Genomic DNA, 24,902 nt, shown 5'->3' on the forward strand with positions numbered 1-24,902 from the left:
GAAAGGGATAGATTAATTCGATGAAAAATATTGTATTTGAAAATGTTAAAAAAGCGTATGGCAAAAATGTGGTCGTGGAGGACCTCTGCATGGAGGTAAAGGAGGGCGAACGCCTGATTTTATTAGGTCCGTCCGGCTGTGGAAAATCGACGACACTTCGCATGATTGCGGGACTGGAAAATGTGACTGCCGGAAACCTATGGATGCGCGACCAGGTGGTAAATGATGTGCCGTGCGGCGAGCGCGGTGTCTCGATGGTGTTTCAAAACTATGCGCTGTTTCCGCATATGAGCGTCAAGAATAATATCATATATGGTTTAAAAGCGCACAAGATGGATGAGAACGAGATCAATGCGCGCTTAAAAGAAGTCCTCAAAATGCTGGAATTGGAAGGGCTGGAGGATCGGAAGCCGAAGGAGCTTTCCGGCGGACAGCGCCAGAGAGTGGCATTGGCGAGAGCCGTGGTAAAGCGCGCCGACTATTTCCTTCTGGACGAGCCGCTGTCAAACCTGGATGCACAGCTTAGGATGCGTGCGAGAAAAGAACTGGTAAAAATCCATGAAATGTACCACCCGACGTTAGTCTATGTTACGCACGACCAGATCGAGGCGATGACGGTTGGCGATCGGATCGCGCTCATGTACCGGGGCAAGATGGAAATGCTCGATACCCCGTCACACGTGTACAATCGTCCGGCAAGCGTGTTCTGTGCGAAGTTTATCGGTTCGCCGTCCATGAATATCGTGGAGGCGGAATATCATAACGGGGCGCTTGTCATCGGGAAACAGAAGGTAGAACTTCCGGGTATCTGGCAGCGGATCGCCGCGCAGTGCCCGTCGGGACTGCTGTACGCCGGTGTCCGCCCGGAACACGTGATGATGAGCCGCACCCCGCAGGAGCGGTCGATCGAGGGCGTGGTCCGTTACGTGGAGGATTACGGAAACCGGTACGGTGTTTATATTCAGGTTGAGGGAGACAAGAACGAGCTGATTGCCATCCGCGAGGGCGAGATTCCGCAGCCGGGTGAGAAGGTATACATCCATGTGGAGACGGAAAAGCTGCATCTGTTTGAACGCGGGACGGAGAAATCGCTCGGTTACCCGGAGATGGTGATCCGCGCACAGGAAAAGCTGGCGGTGCCGAAATTGGAAAAGGCGATCGCCCAGTAAGAATAGAGATAATAGAGCGAAAAAAGTGTTTTCAAAACAAGATTCTGAACGTATATTTTGAAGAGGAGACATGCAATCATGAGAAAAATTCTTATCAGTACTAATATGTATAAAGGCAGCGAGTTCGGTCAGGTTCTTCCGTACCTCAAACGGTTTCCGGGACAGGTGGGAGTCGAGGTGTTCCCGATGTTTCATGAGGAATGCTTTGAGAAGAACCTGCGGGACGCCATGCCGCTCTTAAAGGAAGTCCCGGTCAGTTTCCATGGTCCATATTATCAGGCAGAGCATTCGGCAGCGGAGGGGACTGTAGAGTATGCGCGCACGATGGAGCTGCTTGAAAAGACGCTTTCGTATGCGAAAGAGCTTTCAAGCAAATATCTCGTTTATCATCACAACAACTGCCGCATCATACCGGGCGAGAAGGAAGACCGCGTCCGCGTTTCCTGTGAAAATTATTACACCGTGAAACAGCTGTGTGAGGAGGCGGGAACCCAGGTGGTCGTGGAGAATGCCGGAGTTCTGGAGCGCGGAAACCGTCTCTTCGATGAGCAGGAATTTATCGATCTGTGCCGCCGGGAACAGTATGCAGTGCTTATCGACATCGGGCACGCCTGGGCGAACGGCTGGTCGCTTAAGCGGGTCGTAAACGCGCTGGCGGACCAGATTGTGGCGTACCATCTCCACAACAACGACGGTGTCCACGACAGCCATCAGAGGATTCATGAGGGAACACTTGATTTTGACGGCTTCTTAAAACTGGCAAAGCAGGCGACGCCGGATGCCGAGTGGGTCATGGAGTATGCGATGGATGTTTCTGGAAATGTGCGGGGGATTGAGGACGATCTGCAGTTTCTTTTGAAAATGGGAAGTGCTGCACGATGACACAGTGGCAGTGAATTTTGCCGAAAAGCCCCGCCTTGTCAACTCTTAAAAAAGCTGATATACTGGACATAAGATTGTGAGAAAAGATGTCCGGAGAGAACATCCGGACACGGTAAAAATGAAATTTGACAGCGGGAAAGGAACGGCAGGATGTTTCGTCTTTGGGGAAAAATGATGAAGGAAAACCGGATGCTTAGGGATATTGTGATCAGCAACGGTGATTATACAATGTCGAGAACGGCGATGGTGTTTGACGCGATCGACCAGATTTGCTATGCCTTTGATCTGGGGCATCCGGTCTGGCTGGATAAGACGATCGAGGAGTTCAAACGCCACGATAAGGCGCGTTTTACCCAGGACAACTTTATCGAGAGCATCGATTTCGATTATCTGGAGATACAGGTGCTGGAAGAATAAAGGGCAGGCAGCCGTTACAAAAAGACAAAGACCGGGAGGGGCGAGATGGCACAGGCGATAACGGATGTGAAAACATTTCTGGAAGACGCCAGACAGGCAGTGGTGGAGCTGGCGGAGTTTGAAAAACAGGAGGAGACGCTTGCTCAGGAAGAGAAAAAGCGTCTGCGCGTGCTGGAGACGGAGCGGAAAGCGGTGGCGGATGCCGTGAATTCGACCGTGAAAAAGCGCCGGGATGAGATTGAAAAAAGCTATGACGATGAGCTTGGGAAGCTGCAGGATAAGCTGAAACGCACGCGGACACGCCGCGAAAAGGCGAAAAACCAGGGCATCAAGGAGCGGATTAAGGAAGAAACGCAGGAGCTTCACGCGCACAACCGAGAGCTTGCCGTGCGGATGCGGACGCTGTTCCAGTCGGATCGTGTTCCATTTGTCTGCAAAAGCCCACTGTACTATGCGCTGTATTTTCCGAGGGGATTCAAAGAATTTCTGACGGTGTTGATTACCTTTGCGATCTGTTTCCTGTTGATCCCGTGCGGCATCTACAAGCTGCTTCCAGAACAGAAGACTTTATACCTGGCGATGATCTACGGCGTGGATGTGGTTGTTTTTGGCGGACTGTATATCCTGATTGGAAACTGGACGAAGGATCGCCATCTGGCGGCGCTGCAGGAAGGACGTTCGATCCGCAGTCTGATCGCGGCGAACAACCGCAAGATCGCGGTGATCACCTCCTCGATCCGTCGGGATCGCAGTGAAGCGCTCTACGATCTGGAAAAATACGACGATGAGATCTCCCAGATGGAGCAGGATCTGGAGGAGACGGCGAAGAAGAAAAAGGACGCATTAAACACCTTCGAAAATGTGACAAAAACCATCCTGACCGATGAGATCACCAGCAACAGCCGTGCAAAGCTCGAACAACTCAAAGAAGGCCATCAGGAGGTCGAGAGCCGCCTGCACTATACCGAGACGGTAATCAAGGAAAAGAGAATCTTTATCACAGATACCTACGAGTGCTACTTAGGCAAGGAATTTCTGAATCCAGAAAAGTTGGACGCGCTAAAACATATTCTGGATAACAGCACAGCCGTTAATTTAAGCGAGGTCATCGCAGAGTACCGCGAACGCGGCGGAAAGTAAACTGTGGAAATTATTTCATAAAAATAAATAATTAGATATAGGAACAACCAGAAAAAAGATGTGACACCGGGCGCTGTAAAGCTGCCTTCTGTCACATCTTTTTTCGTCCGTGTATATATCCTTCAATTTTCGCATAATTTCCTGCCACCCCGCCTATAATAAAGGTAAAACAACCCCTGTCCAACAGGCAGGGAGAAAACAGGACGGTGTGGGAGATGAACAGACGGGGACGCAGCCGGTTCGGTGGCAGTCCGGAGATATATTACTACAATTCAGCCCGCCGGGACGCGGTGGGAGAGCTGGCAGGGCAGTTAAGTGGGCTGATTCAGGAAGAAATGACCCGAAGGCATAAAAAGAAACTGGTTTTCCTCTGCATCGGCACGGATCGCTCGACCGGAGACAGTCTGGGACCGTTGATCGGATATAAACTCAAACAGGAACGGCGGCGCGGTACGCTGGTATTCGGAACACTTGATCGCCCCGTGCACGCGATGAACCTGGAACATTACGTGCAGGTTTTAAAAAATGGGTACCCGGATGCGCTGGTGGTGGCGGTCGATGCCTCGGTTGGCGATGAAAGCCACGTCGGCTATGTCACGCTGGGGCGTGGGGCTTTAAAGCCGGGGCTTGGCGTCTGCAAGGAGCTTCACGCGGTCGGAGATCTCTTTATCACCGGGATCGTGGCGGGCTGCAGCCATTACGATCCGATGATGCTGCAGAGTATCCGCCTGGCACTCGTCATGCAGCTGGCAGACTGCATCAGCGCGGGGATCGGGCTTGTCGAAAATTTTTGCCTGGATGCTGCCTCCGTTTGACAAATTTTGCATGCAATCGGCGTTATGATAGGCGGAAAGAAATTCATCATACTCCTGAAATTACGGAAAATCATGTTACTGTATTTGAGCAGGTATTTTCAGCACTGAAAATGCTGCACGGTGCAGCAATCAAATCATGGAAGCAAGTACAGACCCGGTTTCAGGAGAATCTATCATAGTGGGGTGAACATATGGGAGAATATTCTGGTTCCCGCGCAGAACTGCCGAAAAATATCCGGCAGATCGGCGAGCGGGATGAGGTGGTCCGGTTGTATGTGGAAGATTATGTAAACACGTATTTGAAACAGGTATATCCATCCGGCGGACCGGGACTCCGGGTCGGGCTGCTGCTCGGAAATTCGGATCCACAGCAGGAGGTTCCGTGCCTCTTTGTGGACGGGGCGCTGGAGATGGAGGAGGTTGTGCCGTCCGGGGAGAAGATTGTCTTTTCGGAGGCGGCATGGAAAAAGGCATACCAGCGGATGGAGGAGACATTTCCGAAAAAGACCGTGCAGGGGTGGTTTATCTGCGGCGCGCCGGGGTGTATGTTAAGTCCCCTGACCTACTGGCGGCTGCACAAGCAGTATTTCGGTGGGAAAAACCAGCTCATGTACATAAACAGCGGCGTGGACGGTGAGGCGGCATACTATGTGATGTCGGAGGACGGGTTTTACCGTTTGAAAGGATATCATATATACTACGAGAAAAACCAGATGATGCAGGATTATATGATTCTGCGGAAGGACGCCCGCCGGGTGGAGACAGGCACCGGCGATCGGGTGATCCGCGATTTCCGTAACCGGATGGAAGAGCGGCAGCAGGAGGCGGCGTCGCGTTACGGGACGATCCGGGCGCTGGGGACGCTGTGCGGCGTGCTTTCGGTCGCGGTGCTTGCCGGCGGCGTGGTGCTTTTCGGCAATTACCAGAAAATGCGCGAGATGGAGAGTGTGCTGGTATCCGTCCTTCCGGATGGTGTGCGGGGCACTGCGGACGGGAAAGAGGCGGTCACGGTGGAACAGCTCCGCGGCAGTGTGACGCCGCTTGAGAGCGGCGAGGCCGGCGCGGATGTGGATGCAGACGGAACAACAGCGCAAAACGGAGGACAGGCGCATAAATGGACACTTGAGAGCGCGGCGGATGGAGACACAGAGGGCACTGCCATAGCAGGCAGACAGAATGGACAGGCTTCCGGCGGGCAGAGCGAAGAGGACGGAAAAATGGCGGAGACGAAAGCCCCGTACATTTTGCCGGAGCCGGAGGCACAGCGCGACCTGCCGAATCCGGGCGGCAATTCGACGGCGGGACAGGACTATCCGGTCACAAACTTGAAGCCCGGCGGCACGTACACGGTCGGGGATGGGGAGACGCTCTATGGGATCTGTTTTAAGCTTTATGGCAATATCCGTCATCTGGACGATATCCTTGCAGTCAACCATCTGACCGATGAAAACCGCATTATCGCAGGGCAGACGCTGGTGCTGCCGGATGTGTCCGGAGAATAGCAAAAAGATAATGCCAAACCATCTAAAATAGTGTATAATCAAGATGGCAGTCCAGCTACAGGAGATAAAAAAATGAGTGAGATGAACCCGATTGAACGGGAACAGAAGAAAAAGCAGCTGAGAGGGCGTGTGATCGACACCGCCACGCAGGACATGTTTCCCCGCCGGGGCATAAGCCACGGGGAAAATGAGGAAGAGGTGGCGGAGAAAGCCGAGCGCCATTCCAGACGGAAACGTCTCCGCAAGGTGCTGACGGCGGTGTTAATCGCGGCGCTTTTGGCGGTTGGTTTTATGTATTATAAAGATAACCATGCCTACACGGACTATACGGTGGCGTGGGAAAAAGAGATTGCGGCGAGTGAGAGCAGCACGACGGAATTTGTCCCGTTTGGGGAAAATGTCCTGAAATACACGAAGGACGGAGCTTCCTATCTGGACAAGTCCGGCAAGGCAGTCTGGTCGATGAGTTATGAGCTGAAATCACCGATCTGCTATGTCAACGGCGATTATGCCGTGATCGGGGACCAGCAGGGCAATGATATTTATATTGTGGACAAGACCGGAAGCCAGGGACAGGCGACGACGCTTCTGCCGATCCTGCGCGTCAGCGTATCGGCATACGGCATCGTGGCGGCGCTGGTGGAGGACAGCAATGCTTCGTATGTGACCTTTTTCAAGAAAGACGGCAGCGAGCTTGACTGGGCGATCAAGACGGTTATGTCGGGAAATGGTTACCTGATGGACGTTTCCTTATCGCCGGATGGTACGCAGGTCATGCTTTCCGACCTGTATCTGCAGGACGGGGCACTCAAAAACCGGATTGTATTTTACAATTTCTCCGAATATGGAAAGAATTATCCAGACCGTCTGGTCGGAGGTTTTGATGAGCTGGGAGACAGCATCTGTCCGCGCGTCCGGTTTCTCGACGAGGATCACGCGTGTGCATTTGCGGATGATCAGGTGGCATTTTTCTCTTTGGAAAATGTAACAAGCCCGGCGCTGGTGCGCCAGGCGGAGATCGACGGGGAAGTCCGCGGCGTGGCATGGTCGAAGGACTATGTGGCGGTCATCTCGGACAACACCGAGGGCGGAAGTGAGAGCCGTTTGAGCATGTTTAAATCCGATGGAACCGCTATGGGTACGGCAGATTTCTCGTATTCGTGGCGTAACATAAATATACAGGGCGATTTCGTCATCCTAAATAACGAAAATTCCTGTCGGGTCTACAGTCTGTCCGGCAAGGAGCGGTTTGCCGGGGAGTTTGATTTCTCTGTGGCGCAGGTAACACGCGGCCGCGCGTTCAATTCATTGATTATCAGCGGCGGCGACCGGATGCGCGAGATCCGCCTCAAATAACACACGTTTAGTTTTTAAAATTAAGATACATAGCAGGAGGTTACTTATGAATCAGATTGACACATTATCCGTAAACGCGATCCGGATTTTATCCGCAGACGCAATCCAGAAGGCAAATTCCGGTCATCCGGGACTTCCGCTGGGATGTGCAGCAGCGGCTTATGAACTGTGGGCACATCATATGAACCATAACCCAGCTAACCCGAAGTGGGAGAACAGAGACCGTTTCATCTTATCCGGCGGTCATGGTTCCATGCTGCTGTACTCTCTGCTGCACCTGTTTGGCTACGGAAATCTTTCCAAAGAAGATCTGATGAACTTCCGCCAGTTAGATTCCAAGACTCCGGGACATCCGGAATATGGTCATACCGTTGGCGTTGAGGCGACGACCGGTCCGCTGGGCGCAGGTATGGGTATGGCAGTCGGCATGGCGATGGCTGAGGCACATCTGGAAAGTGTATTCAACAAAGAAAATTATCCGGTAGTTGACCATTACACCTATGTATTGGGCGGCGACGGATGTATGATGGAAGGCATTTCCTCTGAGGCATTCTCTCTGGCAGGTACCCTGGGACTTTCCAAGCTGATTGTTCTCTATGATTCCAACCGCATCTCCATCGAGGGAAGCACCGACATCGCATTCCGTGAGAATGTACAGGAGCGTATGCAGGCATTTGGTTTCCAGACGATCACTGTAGAAGACGGCAATGATATCGACGCGATCGGCAAGGCGATCGAGGCTGCAAAGGCAGATACCGAGCATCCGTCCTTTATCACCATCAAGACGCAGATCGGCTTCGGCTGCCCGGCAAAACAGGGCAAGGCGAGCGCACACGGCGAGCCGCTGGGCGTGGAGAATGTGGAAGCACTCAGAAAGAACTTAAACTGGCCGAGCGAAGAGCCGTTCTTCGTACCGGAAGAGGTATACAAAAACTACTCCGAGATCGCAGAGCAGAAGGCAGAGGTAGAAGCTGCATGGAACGTGATGTTTGCCGCTTACTGCGAGGAATATCCGGAGATGGAAGCGCTCTGGAACCAGTATCACAATGCAAAGGCGGGCGAGGCGCTGAAAGATGACGCCGGATTCTGGGCAAAACAGGAGAAACCGGAAGCAAGCCGTGCGATCTCCGGACGCCTGATCAACTACATCAAGGATGTTCTGCCGAACCTGTTTGGCGGTTCTGCTGACCTAGCACCGTCCAACAAGACTAACATGAAGGATGCGGGCGACTTCTCCAAGGAGGACAGAGCTGGACGTAACCTGCACTTCGGTGTCCGCGAGCTTGCGATGGCAGCGATCGGAAATGGCATCATGCTGCACGGCGGTCTGCGTGCGTATGTATCGACCTTCTTTGTATTCAGTGATTACTGCAAACCGATGGCAAGACTGTCTGCACTGATGGGCGTGCCGCTGACCTATGTATTTACGCATGACAGTATCGGCGTTGGTGAGGATGGACCGACCCATGAGCCGATCGAGCAGATGGCAGCGCTGCGTGCGATGCCGAACTTCCATGTATTCCGCCCGTGCGATGCGACCGAGACAGAGGCAGCTTGGTACAGTGCTGTTACTTCCGAGCACACACCGACCGCACTGGTGCTGACCAGACAGAATCTGGAGCCGATGGCAGGCAGCAGCCGTGAGGCATTAAAGGGCGGCTACATCATCGACGACTGCGAAGGCACACCGGAGTTAATTCTGATTGCCAGCGGTTCCGAGGTAGCTCTGGCGGTTCATGCAAAAGAGACTCTGGCAGCAGAAGGTCAGAAAGTCCGCGTTGTCTCCATGCCGTGTATGGATCTGTTCGAGGAGCAGAGCGAGGAGTACAAGGAGTCCGTACTTCCGAGAGAAGTACGCCGCCGTGTAGCAGTAGAGGCGCTTGGAAGCTTCGGCTGGGACAAGTACACCGGCTTAGACGGCAAGATCATCGCGATGGAAAGTTTCGGCGCCAGCGCACCGGCAGGGCTTCTGTTCAAGAAGTTCGGCTTTACCGTTGAGCATGTGGTAGAGGTGGCTAAGAGCCTGAAATAATGCTGATTTTGGTAAAAAAATAAGATAAAAGACAGGCACCTGTCTGTCGGCAGAAAAGAATGCGGTACCGCTTAAGCAGAAATGCGCCTTTCTCCGGCAGGCAGGTGTATTTTGCTTTCCAAACCTTGCAAAACGGGGATGCATTGCGTATAATAAGAGCCAGCGCAGAAAAAAGATGAGGGCATAGAAGAAAGGCTGTCGGTGCAGCCGTAAGGGAAGGGATCCAGACATGGAAAAAAAATGTATTGGGATAGACGTCGGCGGAACGACGGTTAAGATTGGTATTTTTGAGACGGACGGAACGCTTGTTTATAAGTGGGAGGTTCCGAGCCGCAAGGAAGAGAATGGGGCGTACATTCTTCCGGATGTAGCCGCTTCGATCAGGAAGAAATTGAACGAGCAGGGAATCCCGATGGACGCCGTGATCGGCGCAGGTATGGGATTTCCGGGTCCGGTGCAGCCGGACGGCTATGTGGAGGTCTGCGTCAACTTGGGATGGCGCGATCTGAACCCGCAGAAGATTTTGAGTGAGTTATTAGATGGAATGCCGGTCCGCTCCGGTAATGATGCTAATGTGGCGGCGCTCGGCGAGATGTGGCAGGGCGGCGGCAAGGGCTGCCATGATATCGTGATGGTGACGCTGGGAACCGGTGTCGGCGGCGGCGTGGTACACGATCAGAAGATCGTTGCAGGACGCCACGGACTGGGCGGCGAGATCGGTCATATCCATATCCGCGAGGGCGAGAAAGAAACCTGCAACTGCGGCGGACACGGCTGTCTGGAACAGGTAGCGTCCGCGACCGGTATCGCCAGGGAAGCGAGGCGGAAGATGGCGGCAAAGCCGGATGCGTCGGTGATGCGTGCCTACGGTGATGCGATCACCGCAAAAGATGTGCTGGATGCGGCAAAAGCCGGGGATGCACTGGCGCTGGAGGTTATGGACACCGTGTGCTATTATCTCGGATGGGCGCTGGCGACTATTTCGATGACCGTGGATCCGGAGATTTTTGTCATCGGAGGCGGCGTGTCAAAGGCGGGGACTTTTTTAACGGATTGGATTGACCGCTATTACCGTGAATTGACCCCGATCTCTGAGAATAAGGGCGAGGTTCGCCTGGCAACATTGGGAAATGACGCAGGTATCTATGGGGCGGCGAGACTGATCTTAGATTAGGCGCCTTGTTTTGAGTGACAGAGTGCAGGGTAAAGGGTCTGGACGTTTGAAGGAAATAGAGATAGAAAAGCGTTCAGATATGCCGAAAATATGCTGTAGACAAGAGGAGACCCCGGAGCGGTCAAGCATCCGGGGCAATTATGAAAAATCTATGTGCAAAATCACTATAAAACAAATTTGAAAAGTGAAATCTTTTATGCTTTTAGTATAAAAATAAGATATGAATAAAATATGAACACCGTGTAAACAGATTATGAAAATTGGAGATTTTGTACAAAAAAGTTTCACGAATCAGAGGTTTCTCTATCAAAACAGAGGATAGAAAGAAAAATGGCAGAATTTGCAGCGCACGGTGCGAATCAGGAGGAAAAAATGGCAGCAGAAAAAGCAAAGAAAACGATTGTAATTGGACATAAAAACCCGGATACGGATTCGATTTGTTCTGCAATCGGCTATGCGAATTTCAAAACACTTCAGACGGGCGGCGAATATGTACCGTGCCGTGCCGGAGAACTGAACCCGGAGACAACCTTCGTACTGGATTACTTTAAGGTAGATGTGCCGAAACTGATTAAATCCGTTAAAACGCAGGTCAAGGATATTGAGATCCGCGAGACTCCAGGTGTTTCCAAGAATATTTCCCTGAGAAAAGCATGGAACCTGATGCAGGAGGATGGTCTGGTAACACTTCCGGCTGTTACCGATAAGAATATACTGGAAGGTCTGATCACAGTCGGCGATATTACCCGTTCTTATATGAATGTATACGACAGCAGCATTCTTTCCAAGGCATGCACTCAGTATGCAAATATCATCGAGACCCTGGAGGGCGCGATTTTTGTTGGCGATGAGAAAGCGTACTTTGATAAAGGAAAAGTCCTGATTGCGGCAGCTAATCCGGATATGATGGAATATTATATTGAAAAGAACGACCTGGTTATCCTCGGCAACCGCTATGAGTCGCAGCTGTGCGCGATCGAGATGGGTGCAAGCTGTATCATCGTGTGTGAGGGCGCTGGCGTTTCCATGACGATCAAAAAACTGGCACAGGAGCGCGGCTGTACCGTCATCACAACTCCGTATGATACCTACACGGCAGCCCGTCTCATTAACCAGAGTATGCCGATCAGCTATTTCATGAAGACTGAGAAGCTGATCACCTTCGATACAGATGATTTCATCGATGATATTAAGGATGTGATGGCAAGCAAGCGTTTCCGTCATTTCCCGGTACTCGATAAAGAAGGCAAATACAAAGGCCTGATTTCCCGCCGTAACTTACTGGGTGCGCGCGGCAAGAACGTGATTCTGGTCGATCACAATGAGCGCGGCCAGGCGGTAGACGGCATCGAGAATGCCAATATCCTGGAGCTGATTGACCACCATCGTCTGGGTACTGTGGAGACAGTCGGACCGGTCTTCTTCCGTAACCAGCCGCTCGGCTGTACGGCAACAATCATCTTCCAGATGTACCGCGAACAGGGGCTGGAGATCGACAAGACCATCGCAGGTCTGCTCTGCAGTGCGATCATCTCCGATACGCTTCTGTTCCGTTCTCCGACCTGCACACCGATGGATCGGGCGGCAGCGGTTTCTCTGGCTGAGATGGCAGGCATCAAGCTGGATGAGTTCGCAAACCAGATGTTTGAGGCAGGCAGCGAGTTAAAGGGCAAGAGCGATGCAGAGATTCTGTATCTGGATTTCAAGAAATTCTCAGCTGGAAAGACAAACTTCGGCGTCGGTCAGATCAACTCCCTGAATGCAGAGGAGCTTGGAAAGCTGAAGAACCGTATGCTGCCGTTTATGGAGAAGGCGCGTGAGGACGAAGGTCTGGATATGCTCTTCTTCATGCTGACGAATATCCTGACGGAGACGACCGAACTTCTCTGTGTTGGACAGGGGGCGGCACAGGTTGTGGCAGATGCGTTCCACGTAGGTGATGCAAATGAAGAGCTGAAGCAGACGGCAACACTGCCGGGCGTTGTTTCCAGAAAGAAACAGCTGATTCCGGCACTGACAGTGACACTGGAGCAGTAAATCAGATGACAGTGCGCGGACGGGATTGTTTCATACGGAAAATCCAGTGATAGTTCGTGCAGGGCAGGAAGGTCGGACGGAAAGGAAGGATACCATGACATTTGTATATCCGGCGGTTTTTACGCCTAAGAAAGATGGAAAAGGGTATGATGCATATTTCCCGGATTTGGAGTGCTGCGAGGCGGAAGGTCCGGATCTGGAGGATGCGGTGGAAAATGCGCGGGAGGCAGCGTACAACTGGATCAGCCTGGAGCTGGAGGAAGAGGGCGATCTGCCGGCACAGACGCATATCGATGATATGAGCCTGCCGGAAGGAAGCATGGTGAAACAGATCATGGTCCGGATCAAACTTCTCCCGGACAACGATTAAGAGGATATAGGGATGGCACAGAAGAGAGCGGCTGGAAAGCCAGAAGAGCGTCGCCGGGGAGGAGCAAGGCAGAACCCGGAAGGACAGTTGAAAAAACGGATGGAGACCCGGAACACTCCGGGACCGCGCGCCCAGTGGAAGCCGGGCAATATGATTTATCCGGTTCCGGCGGTGCTGGTCACAGTGGCGGACTGCGAAGGAAACAGCAACATCATCACGATTGCCTGGACGGGCACGATCTGTACGAACCCGCCGATGGCGTACATTTCGGTGCGCCCGGAGCGCTATTCTTACCATATGCTGCGGGAGAGCGGTGAGTTTGTCATCAACCTGGCGACGGAGTCGATGGCGTATGCGACCGATTACTGCGGCGTCCGCTCCGGCAGGAATGTGGATAAATGGAAGGAGACAGGGCTCACACCGGTTCCGGCGCAGACGGTGAAGGCGCCGGTGATCGCCGAAAGCCCGGTCGCGATCGAGTGCCGGGTGACCGAAGTCAAGGAACTGGGGTCACATCATATGTTTCTGGCAGAGGTAACGGGTGTCAGCGTGGACGAGCAGTGGCTCAACGAGCGCGGCAGCCTGGAGCTTGCAAAGGCGGAACCGATTGTGTATTCGCATGGCGGCTATTATGGGCTTTCAGAGCTTCTTGGAACATTTGGATGGAGTGTAAAGAAAAAGAAGAGGTGCCAAAGATGAAAAATAATGTAACCTTGATTGGTATGCCGTCCGCAGGAAAGAGCACGGTCGGAGTGCTTTTAGCAAAGAGACTGGGCTATTCCTTTATAGATGTGGATCTGCTGATTCAGGAACAGGAAGGTAAGCGTCTGCGCGAGATCATCGAAGAACAGGGACTGGACGGATTTCTCGATGTGGAGAACCGCGTCAACGCGGGGGTGGAAGCCGAGCAGGCGGTCATCGCACCGGGTGGCAGCGTGATCTACGGAAAGGAAGCGATGGAACATTTAAAATCCATCGGACTGGTTGTCTATCTGAAAATTACCTATGACGAGCTGGTAAAACGCGTCGGCGATGTCAAGGACCGCGGCGTGGCGCTGAAAGACGGCATGACACTTCTGGATCTCTACCATGAGAGGATCTCGTATTTTGAGAAATACGCGGACATCACGATCGACGAGGAAGGTAAAGAGCTGGGGGCGGTGGTTGATGAGCTGCGCGAAATATTGGAAGAGCGCGGTTATGTGCTGGGAAGTGCGCCGGAGGAAGAGTAACAATTTCACATGAGAATGGGGGCAGCCGGTTCTGTCGGACGGGTTTCATAACGGGTTACAGTGAGAAAAAAATCAGTTGCAAAACAGTTGAAAATCCAATACAATAGAATAGTAACCATTTTTATAGAATGTTAACAGTCGGGGGTGCAAAGATGCGGAATCTTTTTTGCATCCCTTTTTTGAAAGGTGTGCGTATATGACTACAGTGAAATCTCTGTCCAGAGAGATGAAATTCTTTCTTCTGGCACTGATTCCGATCTATTTCATTTCAGTGGGGCTGATTATACAGCCGTTTGACTCCATTGTGACTGGTATCTATGAAATCATAAGGGAACCGGATTTCCTGATCACCGATTATATTGCGGTCGGCGGCATGGGAGCCGCGTTTGTCAATGCCGGGATGATGGCGCTTATCAGCATCTACTTTGTCTATAGTCTTGGGATGGAGATGGACGGGCATACGATCACATCCTGCTGTCTGATGTTTGGATTCTCTTTGTTCGGAAAAAATCTGATGAATATCTGGGCGATTTTTCTGGGTGTATTTCTCTATGCAAAATATCATAAAATGCACTTATCCAACTATATTTATGTCGGCATCTACGGAACGAGCCTGTCTCCGATCATCACACAGCTGATGCACGTGGTGGAGCTGCCGCTCTGGCAGCGCTTCTGTGTGACGATTCTGGTGGGAATCTGTATCGGATTCGTGCTTCCACCGCTCGCGACGCATTCCCACTATGCCCATAAGGGATATTCCCTTTATAATGTGGGATTTGCCTCTGGTATCATTGCGACGGTCCTGGTCTCCACGTTTAAGTCCTTTGGAATTGAGACGGAGGCGCGTCTTATCTGGTCCTCCGGCAATGATGCGATGCTTTTAGGGCTGCTATTTGTCCTGTTTGCAGGCATGTCGGTGGTGGCAGTGCTGTGGCGCGGAAAAGATACGCTTTTAGGGTATGAAAAACTCCTTGCGACAACGGGAATCGGCGGTACCGATTACCTGCTGGAATTGGGCGGTGCGGTGACGCTTCTCAACATGGGACTCAATGGTCTGTTTGCGACCTTCTTTGTGCTGGCAGTCGGCGGAAACCTAAATGGACCGACGATCGGCGGAATCTTTACCATCGTTGGATTCAGTGCGACTGGAAAACATTTGCGGAATATTTTCCCGATCATGGCGGGCGTCTGCATTGCGAGTACCGTCCGGGCGTGGGATATCACGAATCCGTCGGCACTTCTGGCGCTGCTCTTTTCCACGACGCTGGCGCCGATCGCCGGAGAGTTTGGAATTTTATGCGGCGTGTTAGCCGGTTTTCTGCACGCGTCGGTGGCGCTCAATGTCGGGATCGTGTATGGGGGCATGAACCTCTATAACAATGGATTTGCGGGCGGTATCGTCGCAATGTTCCTGGTGCCGGTGATCCAGTCGATCCGCGACCGGAGGGCGCGGGCGAAGGGAGATCTGTCGCTGTAAGATTTCCTCTTTTTAATGGAATCTTAACACGAAAGAGGCATAGAGATATTGTATCATTATAAAAACACCACATTTATGATACCTACTAAACATAGAAAGGAATGATACATATTTCAACTTCATTTGCGCTTCTGGTCGTAGCGATTATTATCCTTGTCTGCATCGCGGGAAGCCGTCTTTCGGGGCGGCTGGGGGTGCCGACGTTGTTTATTTTTATTATGCTGGGAATGCTGTTTGGATCGGACGGTATTTTTAAGATTCCATTCGGCAATTTTGCACTGGCGGAACAGGTCTGCTCGGTGGCACTGATTTTTATTATGTTTTACGGCGGGTTCGGCACGCGCTGGAGTGAGGCGAAGCCGGTCGCGGGGCGGTCGATTTTGTTATCCTCGGCGGGTGTAGTGCTGACGGCGTTTTTGACCGGGCTGTTTTGTCATCTGGTGCTTAAGATGGCATTGATGGAAGGAATGCTTCTCGGCGCAGTTCTTGGATCGACCGATGCGGCATCCGTGTTCTCGATCCTGCGTTCGCGCAAGCTGAACCTCAAATACGGCACGGCATCCATGCTGGAGTTAGAGAGCGGAAGCAACGACCCGTTTGCGTACATGATGACGGTGATTCTGCTGTCTGCGATGACGGGGAGTGTGAGCGGCGGTTCGGCGGTTCTGCTTTTGATCCGCCAGCTCGCATTTGGGCTTTTGACCGGCGCGGCGGTCGCGTGGCTGGTGACATGGCTTTTAAAGCGGTATGCCTTTTATGGCGAGGGATTTGACACGATCTTTGTCTTTGCGGCGGCAATCATTTCCTACGCGCTTGCATCCCAGATTGGCGGAAATGGCTACCTAAGCGTGTATCTGACCGGTATTATCCTTGGAAATCAGGAGCTGAAGAACCAGAAAGCGCTGGTTGGCTTCTTTGATGCGTTTACCGGCATGATGCAGATGCTTCTGTTTTTCTTACTGGGACTTCTGGCGTTTCCCTCGCAGATGCCGTCGATCGTGCTTCCGGCGATCGCAATCGCATTGTTTTTAACATTTGTGGCGCGTCCGGCGGCGGTTGGCTTGCTGCTCGCACCGTCGAAACCGCCGATCGGGCAGTATCTGGTTATTTCCTGGGCGGGTCTGCGCGGTGCGGCGTCAATCGTATTTGCGATCATGGCGACGCTCAATGAGGGATATATGAAATATGATATATTCCACATCGTGTTCTGCGTTGTTTTATTTTCCATCATTTTTCAGGGTTCGCTGCTTCCGAAGGTGGCAGAAAAATGCGACATGATCGACAACTCGACCGATGTCATGCGGACGTTCTCAGACTATACGGGCGATATGCAGATTCAGTTCGTGCAGCTTCCGATCGGGGACAATCATCCGTGGAAAAACCGTAAAATCTGTGAGATTGAGATGCTTCCGGGTATGTTAATCACAGTGATCCGGCGCGGCGCGCAGACGATTGTGCCCAAAGGGCAGACTGTAATTCTGGAAGGGGATACCGTCGTCTTGGGTGCAGAGGGCTTTACGGACAGCCAGGGAATCCTTTTAAAAGAGATTCTGATGACACCCGATCACCGCTGGTGTGGTAAGAAGATCGCGGAGGCGCGCTTCTATAAGAATACGATCATTGTGATGATAAAGCGGGGCAGCCAGATCGTCATTCCAGACGGCGGTACGCAGATACTGGAAGGCGACCGGGTGGTTGTATACTCGCAGAAACTGCCGCAGGTGGAAGGGCGTGTGAAACACGAAAGCGGATCGGTCGTATCGGCTGCTGTTCACAAGTAAGCACGTTTGCGTGAACAGTAACGCGGATTCATCGTTACTGTTCACGGGTAGGCACTTTTGGAACCGAAAGTGCCGTAAGAAAACGTGGTGGCAGCAGGAATTTGCCGTATTTGAATGCGAAGCCACGGCAAATTCCGTTACTGGGCACGCATGCGTGAACAGTAACGATTCATCGCAGGAACATGGAAATTTCAGGCAATACTTGCAGTTTGTTGAATTTTAAACTATACTAAAACAACAACGGTTTGCCGGAGGAAAAGAGTATGCAGCAGGGAAATACGAAGGAACGGATTGTAGAGGCTTATATCGAGCTGGAGTCGGAAAGACCGGTCGAGAAGATCACGGTTACGGCGCTGGTTGAGCGGAGCCGGATCACAAGAAAAACATTTTATTATTACTTTAAAGATATATATGATTTGATGGAATACCGGATGGAACGCGAGATGAAGCGCATCATGGAAGAGACGATGAGCCAGCCAGATCCGGAGAAGGCGCTGACACAGCTGTATATGTATATCATGGAAAACCAGAAGCATATCCGGGCATTGTCCGAGTCGGTACAGTTCATGGCGCTGCGCCGTCAGATGGGAGAAAAGGTGTACCAGTATTTTTATAACCATCTGGAGCGGATTGGTATGTTTAAGAACCTGACGATGCCGGAGGCGGCGATGGCGGTGCAGATCATCATTTTCTCGGTTATGGGAGTTGCGTTTGACGCGCCGTTTAAGGATGAGGCGGATGTGAAGGAGCGCGTCGCCACGTTCATGAGCGTGATCCGCAAATGCACCGGGTGCGACCCTATGCAGGTCCGTTAGGAAAGCAGGTTTCCGGCAGTTTTGAGAATTATTGTAACTGTTCAGTAGGTCTGCGCATTTACTGCGCTGACCGTACGAAAACATGGGCCAGCAGGCAAAAATCCCATTGCCGTAGGCAATTTTTAATGGATTTTTGCGCGTGACTGTGAAGGTACTGAACAGTTACGAATTATTGTCAATTAGAAAATGGAACAAGGAAACGCAGGAGGAATCAGCGGTATTTGGTTGGTTTTTCCTGCGTTTTTGCTTTCATGTATCCGGAAAAAACGGTCAGCGGCAGGAAAATTCGGGTTCTATGAAAAAAGATGAACATAGATGGATACATTTTGACAAATTTGTGTACACACCTGTCCGAACTTGGGAGTGGCAAAGTGTATACGAGATGAGTAAAATATAGACTGAGAAAAATTTTTACCAAGAACAAGCATAGATGGAGGAAATTATGAAAAAAAGAGGAAAGATTCTGGCGCTGGCTGCGATTGTAGTTGTTGGCGCTGTCGTTTTGTCCCGATGCGGTCATAAGAATACGGCGGTGGAATATGAATCCCGTCCAACCGTAAGAGTAGAAAATCCGGTTCGTCAGGACATCAGCTTGTACACGGATCTGACCGGACTGGTAGAGCCGCAGTCCCGCGCGAGCGTCATGCCTAAGATGAGCGGCGAGGTGCTGGAGGTTTACTTCCAGGCGGGCGATACGGTCCAGGCAGGGCAGGCGCTGTGCAAGATCGATTCCGACGCGTTGACAGCGTTAAAGCTACAGGTGGATGCGGCTTCCGTTGCCTTAAAGAATGCGGACAGCAATTTAAGCCGTACCCAGGCGCTCTTTGCTGATGGTTTTGTCTCCCAGGAGGCGATGGAGCAGGCACAAAACAGCGCACAGAATGCGAAGATTTCCTATGAATCTGCGAAGAACCAGTACGATCTGCAGGTGAAATACACGACCGTGACGGCGCCGATCGACGGTGTGATCGAGTCCCGGAGCGTCGAGCCGCATGATCATGTATCTCCGGCAGGCGAGATCTGCACGATCTCCGGTGCCAGCCAGTTACAGGTTAAATTCGGCATCACCGAGAAGATCCACCAGACGATGGAGTTGGGCGACAGCGTGACGCTGGAGAAAAATGGTGCGGATTACACCGGTACTGTAACCGAAATCGGATCTATGGTCAACGAGAGCAGCGGCCTTTATGACGCGCGTGCGATGGTGCCGGATGCAGCAGGTCTTACGAATGGTTCTCGCGTAAAAATGACGGTTATCATGGACCATGTCAGCCAGGTGCTGACCGTTCCGGTCGATGCAGTCAGCTATGACAACGGTGCCCCGTTTGTATACCTCTATGAGGATGGAAAAGCGGAGAAGACCGAGATCGAAGCAGGTATCTATGACGATGAAAATATGGAAGTAAAATCGGGTCTGACGAGTGACAGCCAGGTCATCGTGAGCTGGAGCAACGAGCTGGTGGATCAGGGAGAAGTCCTGTTAGCACAGGATACCGATGGCGCGCAGACAGACGGAAACAATGAGACAGCAGCGGAGACGACAGAGGCAGGTGACAAAGAATGATTCGACTGACAAAACTCGCACTGCGGCGTCCGGTTACCATCATTCTCTGTCTGATTACCATCGCGTACTTCGGCCTTCAGTCCGTCATGGGCATGAAGCTGGAACTGACGCCAGAGATGGAGATGCCGATGTTAATCATCGCTACGGTGTATCCGGGAGCCAGCCCGGAGGACGTAACCGATCTGGTTACCAAGAAAGAAGAAGATGCGATCACATCATTGGACTCGGTCGATAAGGTACAGTCCATTTCCCGTGAAAATGTATCGATCGTCATTGTCCAGTATGAGTACGGTACCAACATGGATACCGCATACATTAACCTGAAAAAGGCGATAGATGGCATTCAGAGCGATCTGCCGGACGATGCCAACGATCCGAATATCATGGAGCTGGATATCAACTCGATGGCGACGGTTACGCTGGCAGTCAGCGGCGACGCTGATCAGAACCTTTATACATATGTAGATGACAAAATTGTTCCTGAGTTTGAGAAATTAAGCTCGGTCGGCGAGGTTTCGATTGCCGGCGGTCAGGATAGCTACACCCGCGTGGAACTGATTCCGGAAAAACTGGCACAGTACCACCTGAATATGAATACGGTTGCACAGTTAGTCGGTGCCGCCGATTTCACGATCCCGGCGGGCGATGTCCGGGTTGGAAAACAGGATCTCGACGTCAGTGTCGGCAACGAATTTAAGAGCACGGAAAGTCTGAAAAATGTCGTACTTCCGCTGGCAAACGGTGAGACGATCCATCTTTCTGATATCGCAAATGTCTATGAGGCGCTGGAGGATGCAAGCTCGATCGGACGTTACAATGGCGAAGATGTTATCTCCCTGGGAATCAAAAAACAGCAGAGTTCCACCGCGATCGAGGTTTCCAACCAGGTAACCAAGAAGGTGCAGGAAATTGAAAAGCAGTATCCGGGTCTTAAAATCACCGTGGTAGATGATGCCAGTGACACGCTGAAACAGTCTTTAAGCAGCGTAATCCAGACCCTGATCCTGGCGATCATCCTGTCCATGATCATTCTGTTCTTATTCTATGGCGATTTGCGTGCGTCGGTCATCGTAGGTACGTCCATTCCGATCTCCGTTGTATTGGCGATCATTTGTATGGCGGCGATGGGATTCTCAATGAATATTATTTCCCTGACGTCGCTCGTTCTCGGTGTAGGTATGATGGTTGATAACTCGATCAACGTCCTCGACGGATGTTTCCGGGCAAAGGAAAAACTGGATTTCTATGATGCGGCGCTGGAAGGTACGCGCACGATGATCGGCTCGATCACCGGCGGTACGCTGACAACCTGTGTTGTATTTATTCCGCTTCTGATGTTAAATGGTATGTCTGGACAGCTCTTTACACAGCTCGGGTACACGATCATTTTCTGTATGACGGCTTCCTTATTCTCAGCAGTCATCATCGTGCCGCTCTGCTATATGTTCTGGCATCCGGTTGAGAAGGATCATGCGCCGGCAGGACGTATAATCAAAGGCATCCAGGGCTGGTATCGCAAGCATATGCCGCATGTCATCAAGCGCTATGCGCTTGTATTCGGAACGACTGCAGTGCTGGTTGTCCTGTCCATCCTCATGGCGTCCAGACTGAACCTGGAGCTGATGTCTTCGATCGATGAAGGTATCGTCACGATGACGATCAAGACGAAACCGGGTTATTCGGTATCGGCGATCCGTGACACTGTGCTCGATCTGGAAAATATGGTAGAGACAGACGAGGATGTGGATCATTACCTGATGACATATGGAAACAGTGGTGTCAGCATGACTTCCGGAAGTGATGTGACGCTGAATGCCTACTTAAAAGATAAGAGAAAACTTTCCACGGACGAGGTTATCGAGAAGTGGAGATATGCGACACAGAACTACGTTGATGCGACCATTACCTTGGAACAGGGCAGCAGCAGTATGAGCAGCAGCATGAGCAGCGGTGATTCAATTGAGGTGGATCTGCAGAGTACTGATTACGACACCCTAAAGAAGGCAGCGGATGATCTGGTAACTGAGCTTCGCAAGCGCGAGGATGTTATGCAGGTACATTCTTCTGTTGAGAATGCGGCGCCGGTTATCAAGGTAAATGTGGATCCGGTTAAGGCAGAGGCAGAGGGACTGACCCCGGCCAGCATCGGTTCGATGGTATACAGTAATTTAAGCGGTGTGAAAGCGGCGACGATCTCCGTCAACGGCAATGATCAGGACGTGAAGGTAGAATTTGCGCCGGATCGCTACGATTCCATCGCGAAACTGCAGGGCATGATGATCACGACGGCGACGGGTAATACGCTTCCGCTGGAGGATCTGGCAGAGATCTACTACCAGGATAGCCCACAGGAGATTTCACGAAAAGAGAAACAGTACCAGGTATCGATCACGATGCAGGCACAGGCAGATTATAAGAAGACGGCTGAAAAAGATGTCAAGAGCTTCGTGCAGAACTGGGAATTCCCGTACGGCGTTGAGATGGCGACCAATAGCCTGGATGAGTCGATGGGCGAGGAGCTTTCCGCGTTGGGAATGGCGCTTGTCACAGCGATCTTTCTGATTTTCATTGTCATGGCGATCCAGTTTGAGTCCCCGAAATTCTCCCTGATGGTTATGGCAACGATCCCGTTCAGTTTGATCGGTTCCTTTGGATTCCTGTTTCTGGCGGACTGCCCGATCAGTATGAACTCCATGCTTGGTTTCCTGATGCTGGTCGGTACGGTTGTAAACAACGGTATTTTGTATGTGGATACGGTCAACCAGCTACGGATGGAGATGCCGTTAGACGAGGCGCTGGTAGAGGCAGGTGCGATCCGTGTACGCCCAATCTGCATGACGACACTGACGACCATCATTGCGATGATCCCGAACTGTCTGGCATTTGGTAAGGCGGGCAAGATGATGCAGGGCTTAGCGCTTGTAAACGTCGGCGGTCTGGTTGCGGCGACGATCCTGACGCTGGTACTGCTTCCGTCCTTCTACCGAGTGGTTTATAACATGGGAAAAGGCAAAGAAGATGAGTATGATAAGCTGGACTGCGACTAAGGAAAAGCAGGTTAAGCAGTGAATCTGTCAGGCGGCGGACCCGGGGCGGGGAAGCTGCCTGTACTGATAGAAAAAGGGGGAGAAGAAGATGCCGTCGGAACGATTTAAGCGGTTGCCGGAGGAAAAACAGAAGAAAATCCGGGACGCGTGTATGGCTGAATATACGCGGACAACGATAGAAAAAGCATCGCTCAACCGTATGATAGAAGATGCCGGGATCTCCCGGGGCAGTTTTTATACGTATTTTGACAGTAAATGGGATGTTTTAGGATATCTGTGTGAGAGTTTTATCAATGAATTTTATGAGTGCGGCGTGCGCTGCCTTGAAGAGGCGCAGGGGGACATCTGGGAGATGTTAGGGCAGTTTTTAAACGGTTCGCTTGCCCTGTGCCGCGATGAGAGACGCACCGATTTCATCCGCAACATCATGGAGTGCAGCAGCCGTGAGGCGCTGCTCTTTGATATATTCAGCTCCGATCTGGACAGTCCACGCGCCGTGCGTGGACAGAAGCTGGAACGCGCCGCTTATGAGGCGTGCGTGGGAAAATCCCTGCGGAAGATGGGCTGGGAGGAATATATGAGCTTTTTCCGCATGGCGATGATGTCGATCGCGATGGAGATCAAGAGCTTTCACGACGGAGTCCCGGAAAACCGTATCCGGGAACGGTTTGTCCTGACACTCGGTATCCTGAAACGGGGCGCTGGGATAGAATCGGGAGCGGGCGCGCAGAGCGCCGAAAGGAAATGAAGATGAGTAAGATGAAGAAAAACAGGAAGAAACTGTTTGCCATTCTTTTACAGGCGGCGTTAGTCAGCACAGCTATGACGATGCCGGCATATGCGGCTAAAACACCGGGGATCGGCTCAGATGCGCGGATCGGTGACGATGCGACCGGTCCGGTGCTGACGGGCGGCAATACCGAGATGGAGGAGGAGACTTCCCCGTACACCAAAGAGCAGCTTGAGGACGGGACGCTGGAGTACGGTGAGATCGCATGGCGGATCGAGGGCTACAACAGCACGTATTTAAACCTGCGTTCCCAGCTCTACAGCCAGGCGACCAGCCAGTCGGCGGGAACTGCCCTGGCGGCTGAGGCAAGCGCCCTCATGGAAGATGCGATGGACCTGAAGTCCGACGATATGGATGCGGAGACGAGAGAGCTGTTTGAGGGCTACAAGGCGGCAGCGAGAGAGTTGCGCAAACAGGGGGCAAAGCTTACGAACAAGGAGCTTTCCGGCACCTACGCCCGGACCCTGCGCCAGACGAAGAATAAGTTAGTCAAGGCGGTGCAGAACCTGCTCATCCAGTATGAGGAACTGCTCCCGCAGGTGGAGACAGCGAAAAAGAATGTGGAGATGTGCCAGGTAAATGCGGATGCCGCACAGAAGATGCAGGCGCTCGGCCGTGCTTCCGCGCAGGAGGTTCTGACGGCGCAGAAGGCGCTGCAGCAGGCCAATTCCAGCGCCCAACAGGCAGAAAACGGGGCATTGCAGCTCAAACAGAATATTTTAATGCTACTTGGATTTGACGCGGATGCGTCGGTAACCTTTGCGGATGTGCCGGTTCCGGATGCGTCCCGGATCGCGGCGATGGATCTGGCAGCCGATACACAGGCGGCAGTCAGCGCAAATTATGATTTGATGTCTGTGCGTGCAGCGAAAGCGGAAGGGTCTTCCAACCGCACAGTCAAGAAGCGAAACGTCGCCTATACCGAGGATTCGGTGACGATCACGGTTCAGAACCTCTATGCGGCGGTGGTATCAAAGAAACAGGCGTATGACAGTGCGACGGCTGGATATCAGGCGGCAGCGCAGAGCTACGAGGCGGCAAAGCGCCAGAACGCACTGGGAATGCTCTCAAGAGCCAATTATTTGGGGCTTGAGTGTTCCTGGCTCAGCAGCGTGGCATCGTATAAGACCGCCGAGCTGGAATATACCAAAGCGGTGGAAAATTATGAGTGGGCAGTTAGAGGCCTGATTGTAAGCAAGTAGTTCGTCAGGAATTTGCCGTATTTAAATGCGAAGCCACGGCAAATTCCGTTACTGGACACGTATGAGTGAACCGTAACGTGAATGGGAACAGAAAGGAAGT

Annotated in this window: 20 protein-coding genes; all 20 read left to right on the forward strand. The window is 52.0% G+C overall.

Annotated elements, in window-relative coordinates; translation table 11 throughout:
- Positions 1-20: 20 nt before the first annotated feature.
- A complete protein-coding gene (locus DW739_RS11745; protein WP_107001750.1) occupies positions 21-1,169 on the forward strand; it encodes an ABC transporter ATP-binding protein in 1,149 nt (382 codons plus the stop codon).
- Positions 1,170-1,247: 78 nt separating this feature from the next.
- Positions 1,248-2,051 carry a sugar phosphate isomerase/epimerase gene (locus DW739_RS11750; RefSeq protein ID WP_233430282.1) on the forward strand — a complete coding sequence of 268 codons (804 nt, stop codon included), beginning with the start codon at positions 1,248-1,250 and terminating at the stop codon, positions 2,049-2,051.
- 150 nt (positions 2,052-2,201) lie between these two features.
- Entirely contained in the window at positions 2,202-2,468 is a 267-nt protein-coding gene (locus tag DW739_RS11755; protein ID WP_107001749.1) for a hypothetical protein, read from the forward strand.
- A gap of 45 nt (positions 2,469-2,513) precedes the next feature.
- Positions 2,514-3,608, forward strand: a complete 1,095-nt coding sequence (locus DW739_RS11760; RefSeq protein ID WP_117796611.1) for a hypothetical protein — start codon at positions 2,514-2,516, stop codon at positions 3,606-3,608.
- A 215-nt stretch (positions 3,609-3,823) separates the two neighbouring features.
- Complete coding sequence (yyaC, locus tag DW739_RS11765; RefSeq protein WP_107001747.1) at positions 3,824-4,423, forward strand: spore protease YyaC; 600 nt, start codon at positions 3,824-3,826, stop codon at positions 4,421-4,423.
- Positions 4,424-4,614: 191 nt separating this feature from the next.
- A complete protein-coding gene (locus DW739_RS11770; protein ID WP_118293725.1) occupies positions 4,615-5,925 on the forward strand; it encodes a LysM peptidoglycan-binding domain-containing protein in 1,311 nt (436 codons plus the stop codon).
- 72 nt (positions 5,926-5,997) lie between these two features.
- The gene (locus DW739_RS11775) at positions 5,998-7,281 is read left to right on the forward strand and encodes a DUF5711 family protein (RefSeq protein ID WP_107001745.1); all 1,284 of its coding nucleotides are present in this window, start codon (positions 5,998-6,000) and stop codon (positions 7,279-7,281) included.
- 46 nt (positions 7,282-7,327) lie between these two features.
- A complete protein-coding gene (gene tkt / locus DW739_RS11780; protein ID WP_022360014.1) occupies positions 7,328-9,313 on the forward strand; it encodes a transketolase in 1,986 nt (661 codons plus the stop codon).
- 229 nt (positions 9,314-9,542) lie between these two features.
- Positions 9,543-10,487: an ROK family glucokinase gene (locus DW739_RS11785; RefSeq protein WP_107001744.1), complete on the forward strand. Its 945-nt coding sequence runs from the start codon at positions 9,543-9,545 to the stop codon at positions 10,485-10,487.
- 372 nt (positions 10,488-10,859) lie between these two features.
- Positions 10,860-12,524, forward strand: a complete 1,665-nt coding sequence (locus DW739_RS11790) for a putative manganese-dependent inorganic diphosphatase (RefSeq protein ID WP_107001786.1) — start codon at positions 10,860-10,862, stop codon at positions 12,522-12,524.
- Positions 12,525-12,618: 94 nt separating this feature from the next.
- On the forward strand, positions 12,619-12,894 hold the full coding sequence (locus DW739_RS11795) for a type II toxin-antitoxin system HicB family antitoxin (protein ID WP_107001743.1): 276 nt from the start codon (positions 12,619-12,621) through the stop codon (positions 12,892-12,894).
- A 12-nt stretch (positions 12,895-12,906) separates the two neighbouring features.
- Positions 12,907-13,593: a flavin reductase family protein gene (locus DW739_RS11800; protein ID WP_333489860.1), complete on the forward strand. Its 687-nt coding sequence runs from the start codon at positions 12,907-12,909 to the stop codon at positions 13,591-13,593.
- The gene (locus DW739_RS11805; protein WP_022360009.1) at positions 13,590-14,126 is read left to right on the forward strand and encodes a shikimate kinase; all 537 of its coding nucleotides are present in this window, start codon (positions 13,590-13,592) and stop codon (positions 14,124-14,126) included. The genes DW739_RS11800 and DW739_RS11805 overlap by 4 nt, the downstream gene beginning before the upstream one ends.
- Positions 14,127-14,322: 196 nt before the next feature.
- The gene (locus tag DW739_RS11810; RefSeq protein ID WP_107001742.1) at positions 14,323-15,603 is read left to right on the forward strand and encodes a DUF1576 domain-containing protein; all 1,281 of its coding nucleotides are present in this window, start codon (positions 14,323-14,325) and stop codon (positions 15,601-15,603) included.
- Positions 15,604-15,704: 101 nt separating this feature from the next.
- On the forward strand, positions 15,705-17,384 hold the full coding sequence (locus DW739_RS11815; protein ID WP_118743103.1) for a potassium/proton antiporter: 1,680 nt from the start codon (positions 15,705-15,707) through the stop codon (positions 17,382-17,384).
- A gap of 263 nt (positions 17,385-17,647) precedes the next feature.
- On the forward strand, positions 17,648-18,199 hold the full coding sequence (locus DW739_RS11820) for a TetR/AcrR family transcriptional regulator (RefSeq protein ID WP_117796615.1): 552 nt from the start codon (positions 17,648-17,650) through the stop codon (positions 18,197-18,199).
- Positions 18,200-18,641: 442 nt separating this feature from the next.
- Complete coding sequence (locus DW739_RS11825; RefSeq protein ID WP_227589701.1) at positions 18,642-19,763, forward strand: efflux RND transporter periplasmic adaptor subunit; 1,122 nt, start codon at positions 18,642-18,644, stop codon at positions 19,761-19,763.
- Positions 19,760-22,810, forward strand: a complete 3,051-nt coding sequence (locus tag DW739_RS11830; protein WP_107001739.1) for an efflux RND transporter permease subunit — start codon at positions 19,760-19,762, stop codon at positions 22,808-22,810. The genes DW739_RS11825 and DW739_RS11830 overlap by 4 nt, the downstream gene beginning before the upstream one ends.
- Before the next feature lie 88 nt (positions 22,811-22,898).
- On the forward strand, positions 22,899-23,558 hold the full coding sequence (locus tag DW739_RS11835; protein WP_118293719.1) for a TetR/AcrR family transcriptional regulator: 660 nt from the start codon (positions 22,899-22,901) through the stop codon (positions 23,556-23,558).
- 2 nt (positions 23,559-23,560) lie between these two features.
- The gene (locus DW739_RS11840; RefSeq protein WP_182427990.1) at positions 23,561-24,802 is read left to right on the forward strand and encodes a TolC family protein; all 1,242 of its coding nucleotides are present in this window, start codon (positions 23,561-23,563) and stop codon (positions 24,800-24,802) included.
- Positions 24,803-24,902 lie beyond the last annotated feature (100 nt).

The sequence above is a fragment of the Clostridium sp. AM28-20LB genome, assembly GCF_003480665.1.
Lineage (GTDB): Bacteria > Bacillota > Clostridia > Lachnospirales > Lachnospiraceae > Otoolea > Otoolea fessa.

Bases quoted from the DNA above. Each gene is read 5' to 3' on its own strand.
- DW739_RS11745 (WP_107001750.1), top strand. From the start codon at position 21: ATGAAAAATATTGTATTTGAAAATGTTAAAAAAGCGTATGGCAAAAAT.
- DW739_RS11750 (WP_233430282.1), top strand. From the start codon at position 1,248: ATGAGAAAAATTCTTATCAGTACTAATATGTATAAAGGCAGCGAGTTC.
- DW739_RS11755 (WP_107001749.1), top strand. From the start codon at position 2,202: ATGTTTCGTCTTTGGGGAAAAATGATGAAGGAAAACCGGATGCTTAGG.
- DW739_RS11760 (WP_117796611.1), top strand. From the start codon at position 2,514: ATGGCACAGGCGATAACGGATGTGAAAACATTTCTGGAAGACGCCAGA.
- yyaC (WP_107001747.1), top strand. From the start codon at position 3,824: ATGAACAGACGGGGACGCAGCCGGTTCGGTGGCAGTCCGGAGATATAT.
- DW739_RS11770 (WP_118293725.1), top strand. From the start codon at position 4,615: ATGGGAGAATATTCTGGTTCCCGCGCAGAACTGCCGAAAAATATCCGG.
- DW739_RS11775 (WP_107001745.1), top strand. From the start codon at position 5,998: ATGAGTGAGATGAACCCGATTGAACGGGAACAGAAGAAAAAGCAGCTG.
- tkt (WP_022360014.1), top strand. From the start codon at position 7,328: ATGAATCAGATTGACACATTATCCGTAAACGCGATCCGGATTTTATCC.
- DW739_RS11785 (WP_107001744.1), top strand. From the start codon at position 9,543: ATGGAAAAAAAATGTATTGGGATAGACGTCGGCGGAACGACGGTTAAG.
- DW739_RS11790 (WP_107001786.1), top strand. From the start codon at position 10,860: ATGGCAGCAGAAAAAGCAAAGAAAACGATTGTAATTGGACATAAAAAC.
- DW739_RS11795 (WP_107001743.1), top strand. From the start codon at position 12,619: ATGACATTTGTATATCCGGCGGTTTTTACGCCTAAGAAAGATGGAAAA.
- DW739_RS11800 (WP_333489860.1), top strand. From the start codon at position 12,907: ATGGCACAGAAGAGAGCGGCTGGAAAGCCAGAAGAGCGTCGCCGGGGA.
- DW739_RS11805 (WP_022360009.1), top strand. From the start codon at position 13,590: ATGAAAAATAATGTAACCTTGATTGGTATGCCGTCCGCAGGAAAGAGC.
- DW739_RS11810 (WP_107001742.1), top strand. From the start codon at position 14,323: ATGACTACAGTGAAATCTCTGTCCAGAGAGATGAAATTCTTTCTTCTG.
- DW739_RS11815 (WP_118743103.1), top strand. From the start codon at position 15,705: ATGATACATATTTCAACTTCATTTGCGCTTCTGGTCGTAGCGATTATT.
- DW739_RS11820 (WP_117796615.1), top strand. From the start codon at position 17,648: ATGCAGCAGGGAAATACGAAGGAACGGATTGTAGAGGCTTATATCGAG.
- DW739_RS11825 (WP_227589701.1), top strand. From the start codon at position 18,642: ATGAAAAAAAGAGGAAAGATTCTGGCGCTGGCTGCGATTGTAGTTGTT.
- DW739_RS11830 (WP_107001739.1), top strand. From the start codon at position 19,760: ATGATTCGACTGACAAAACTCGCACTGCGGCGTCCGGTTACCATCATT.
- DW739_RS11835 (WP_118293719.1), top strand. From the start codon at position 22,899: ATGCCGTCGGAACGATTTAAGCGGTTGCCGGAGGAAAAACAGAAGAAA.
- DW739_RS11840 (WP_182427990.1), top strand. From the start codon at position 23,561: ATGAGTAAGATGAAGAAAAACAGGAAGAAACTGTTTGCCATTCTTTTA.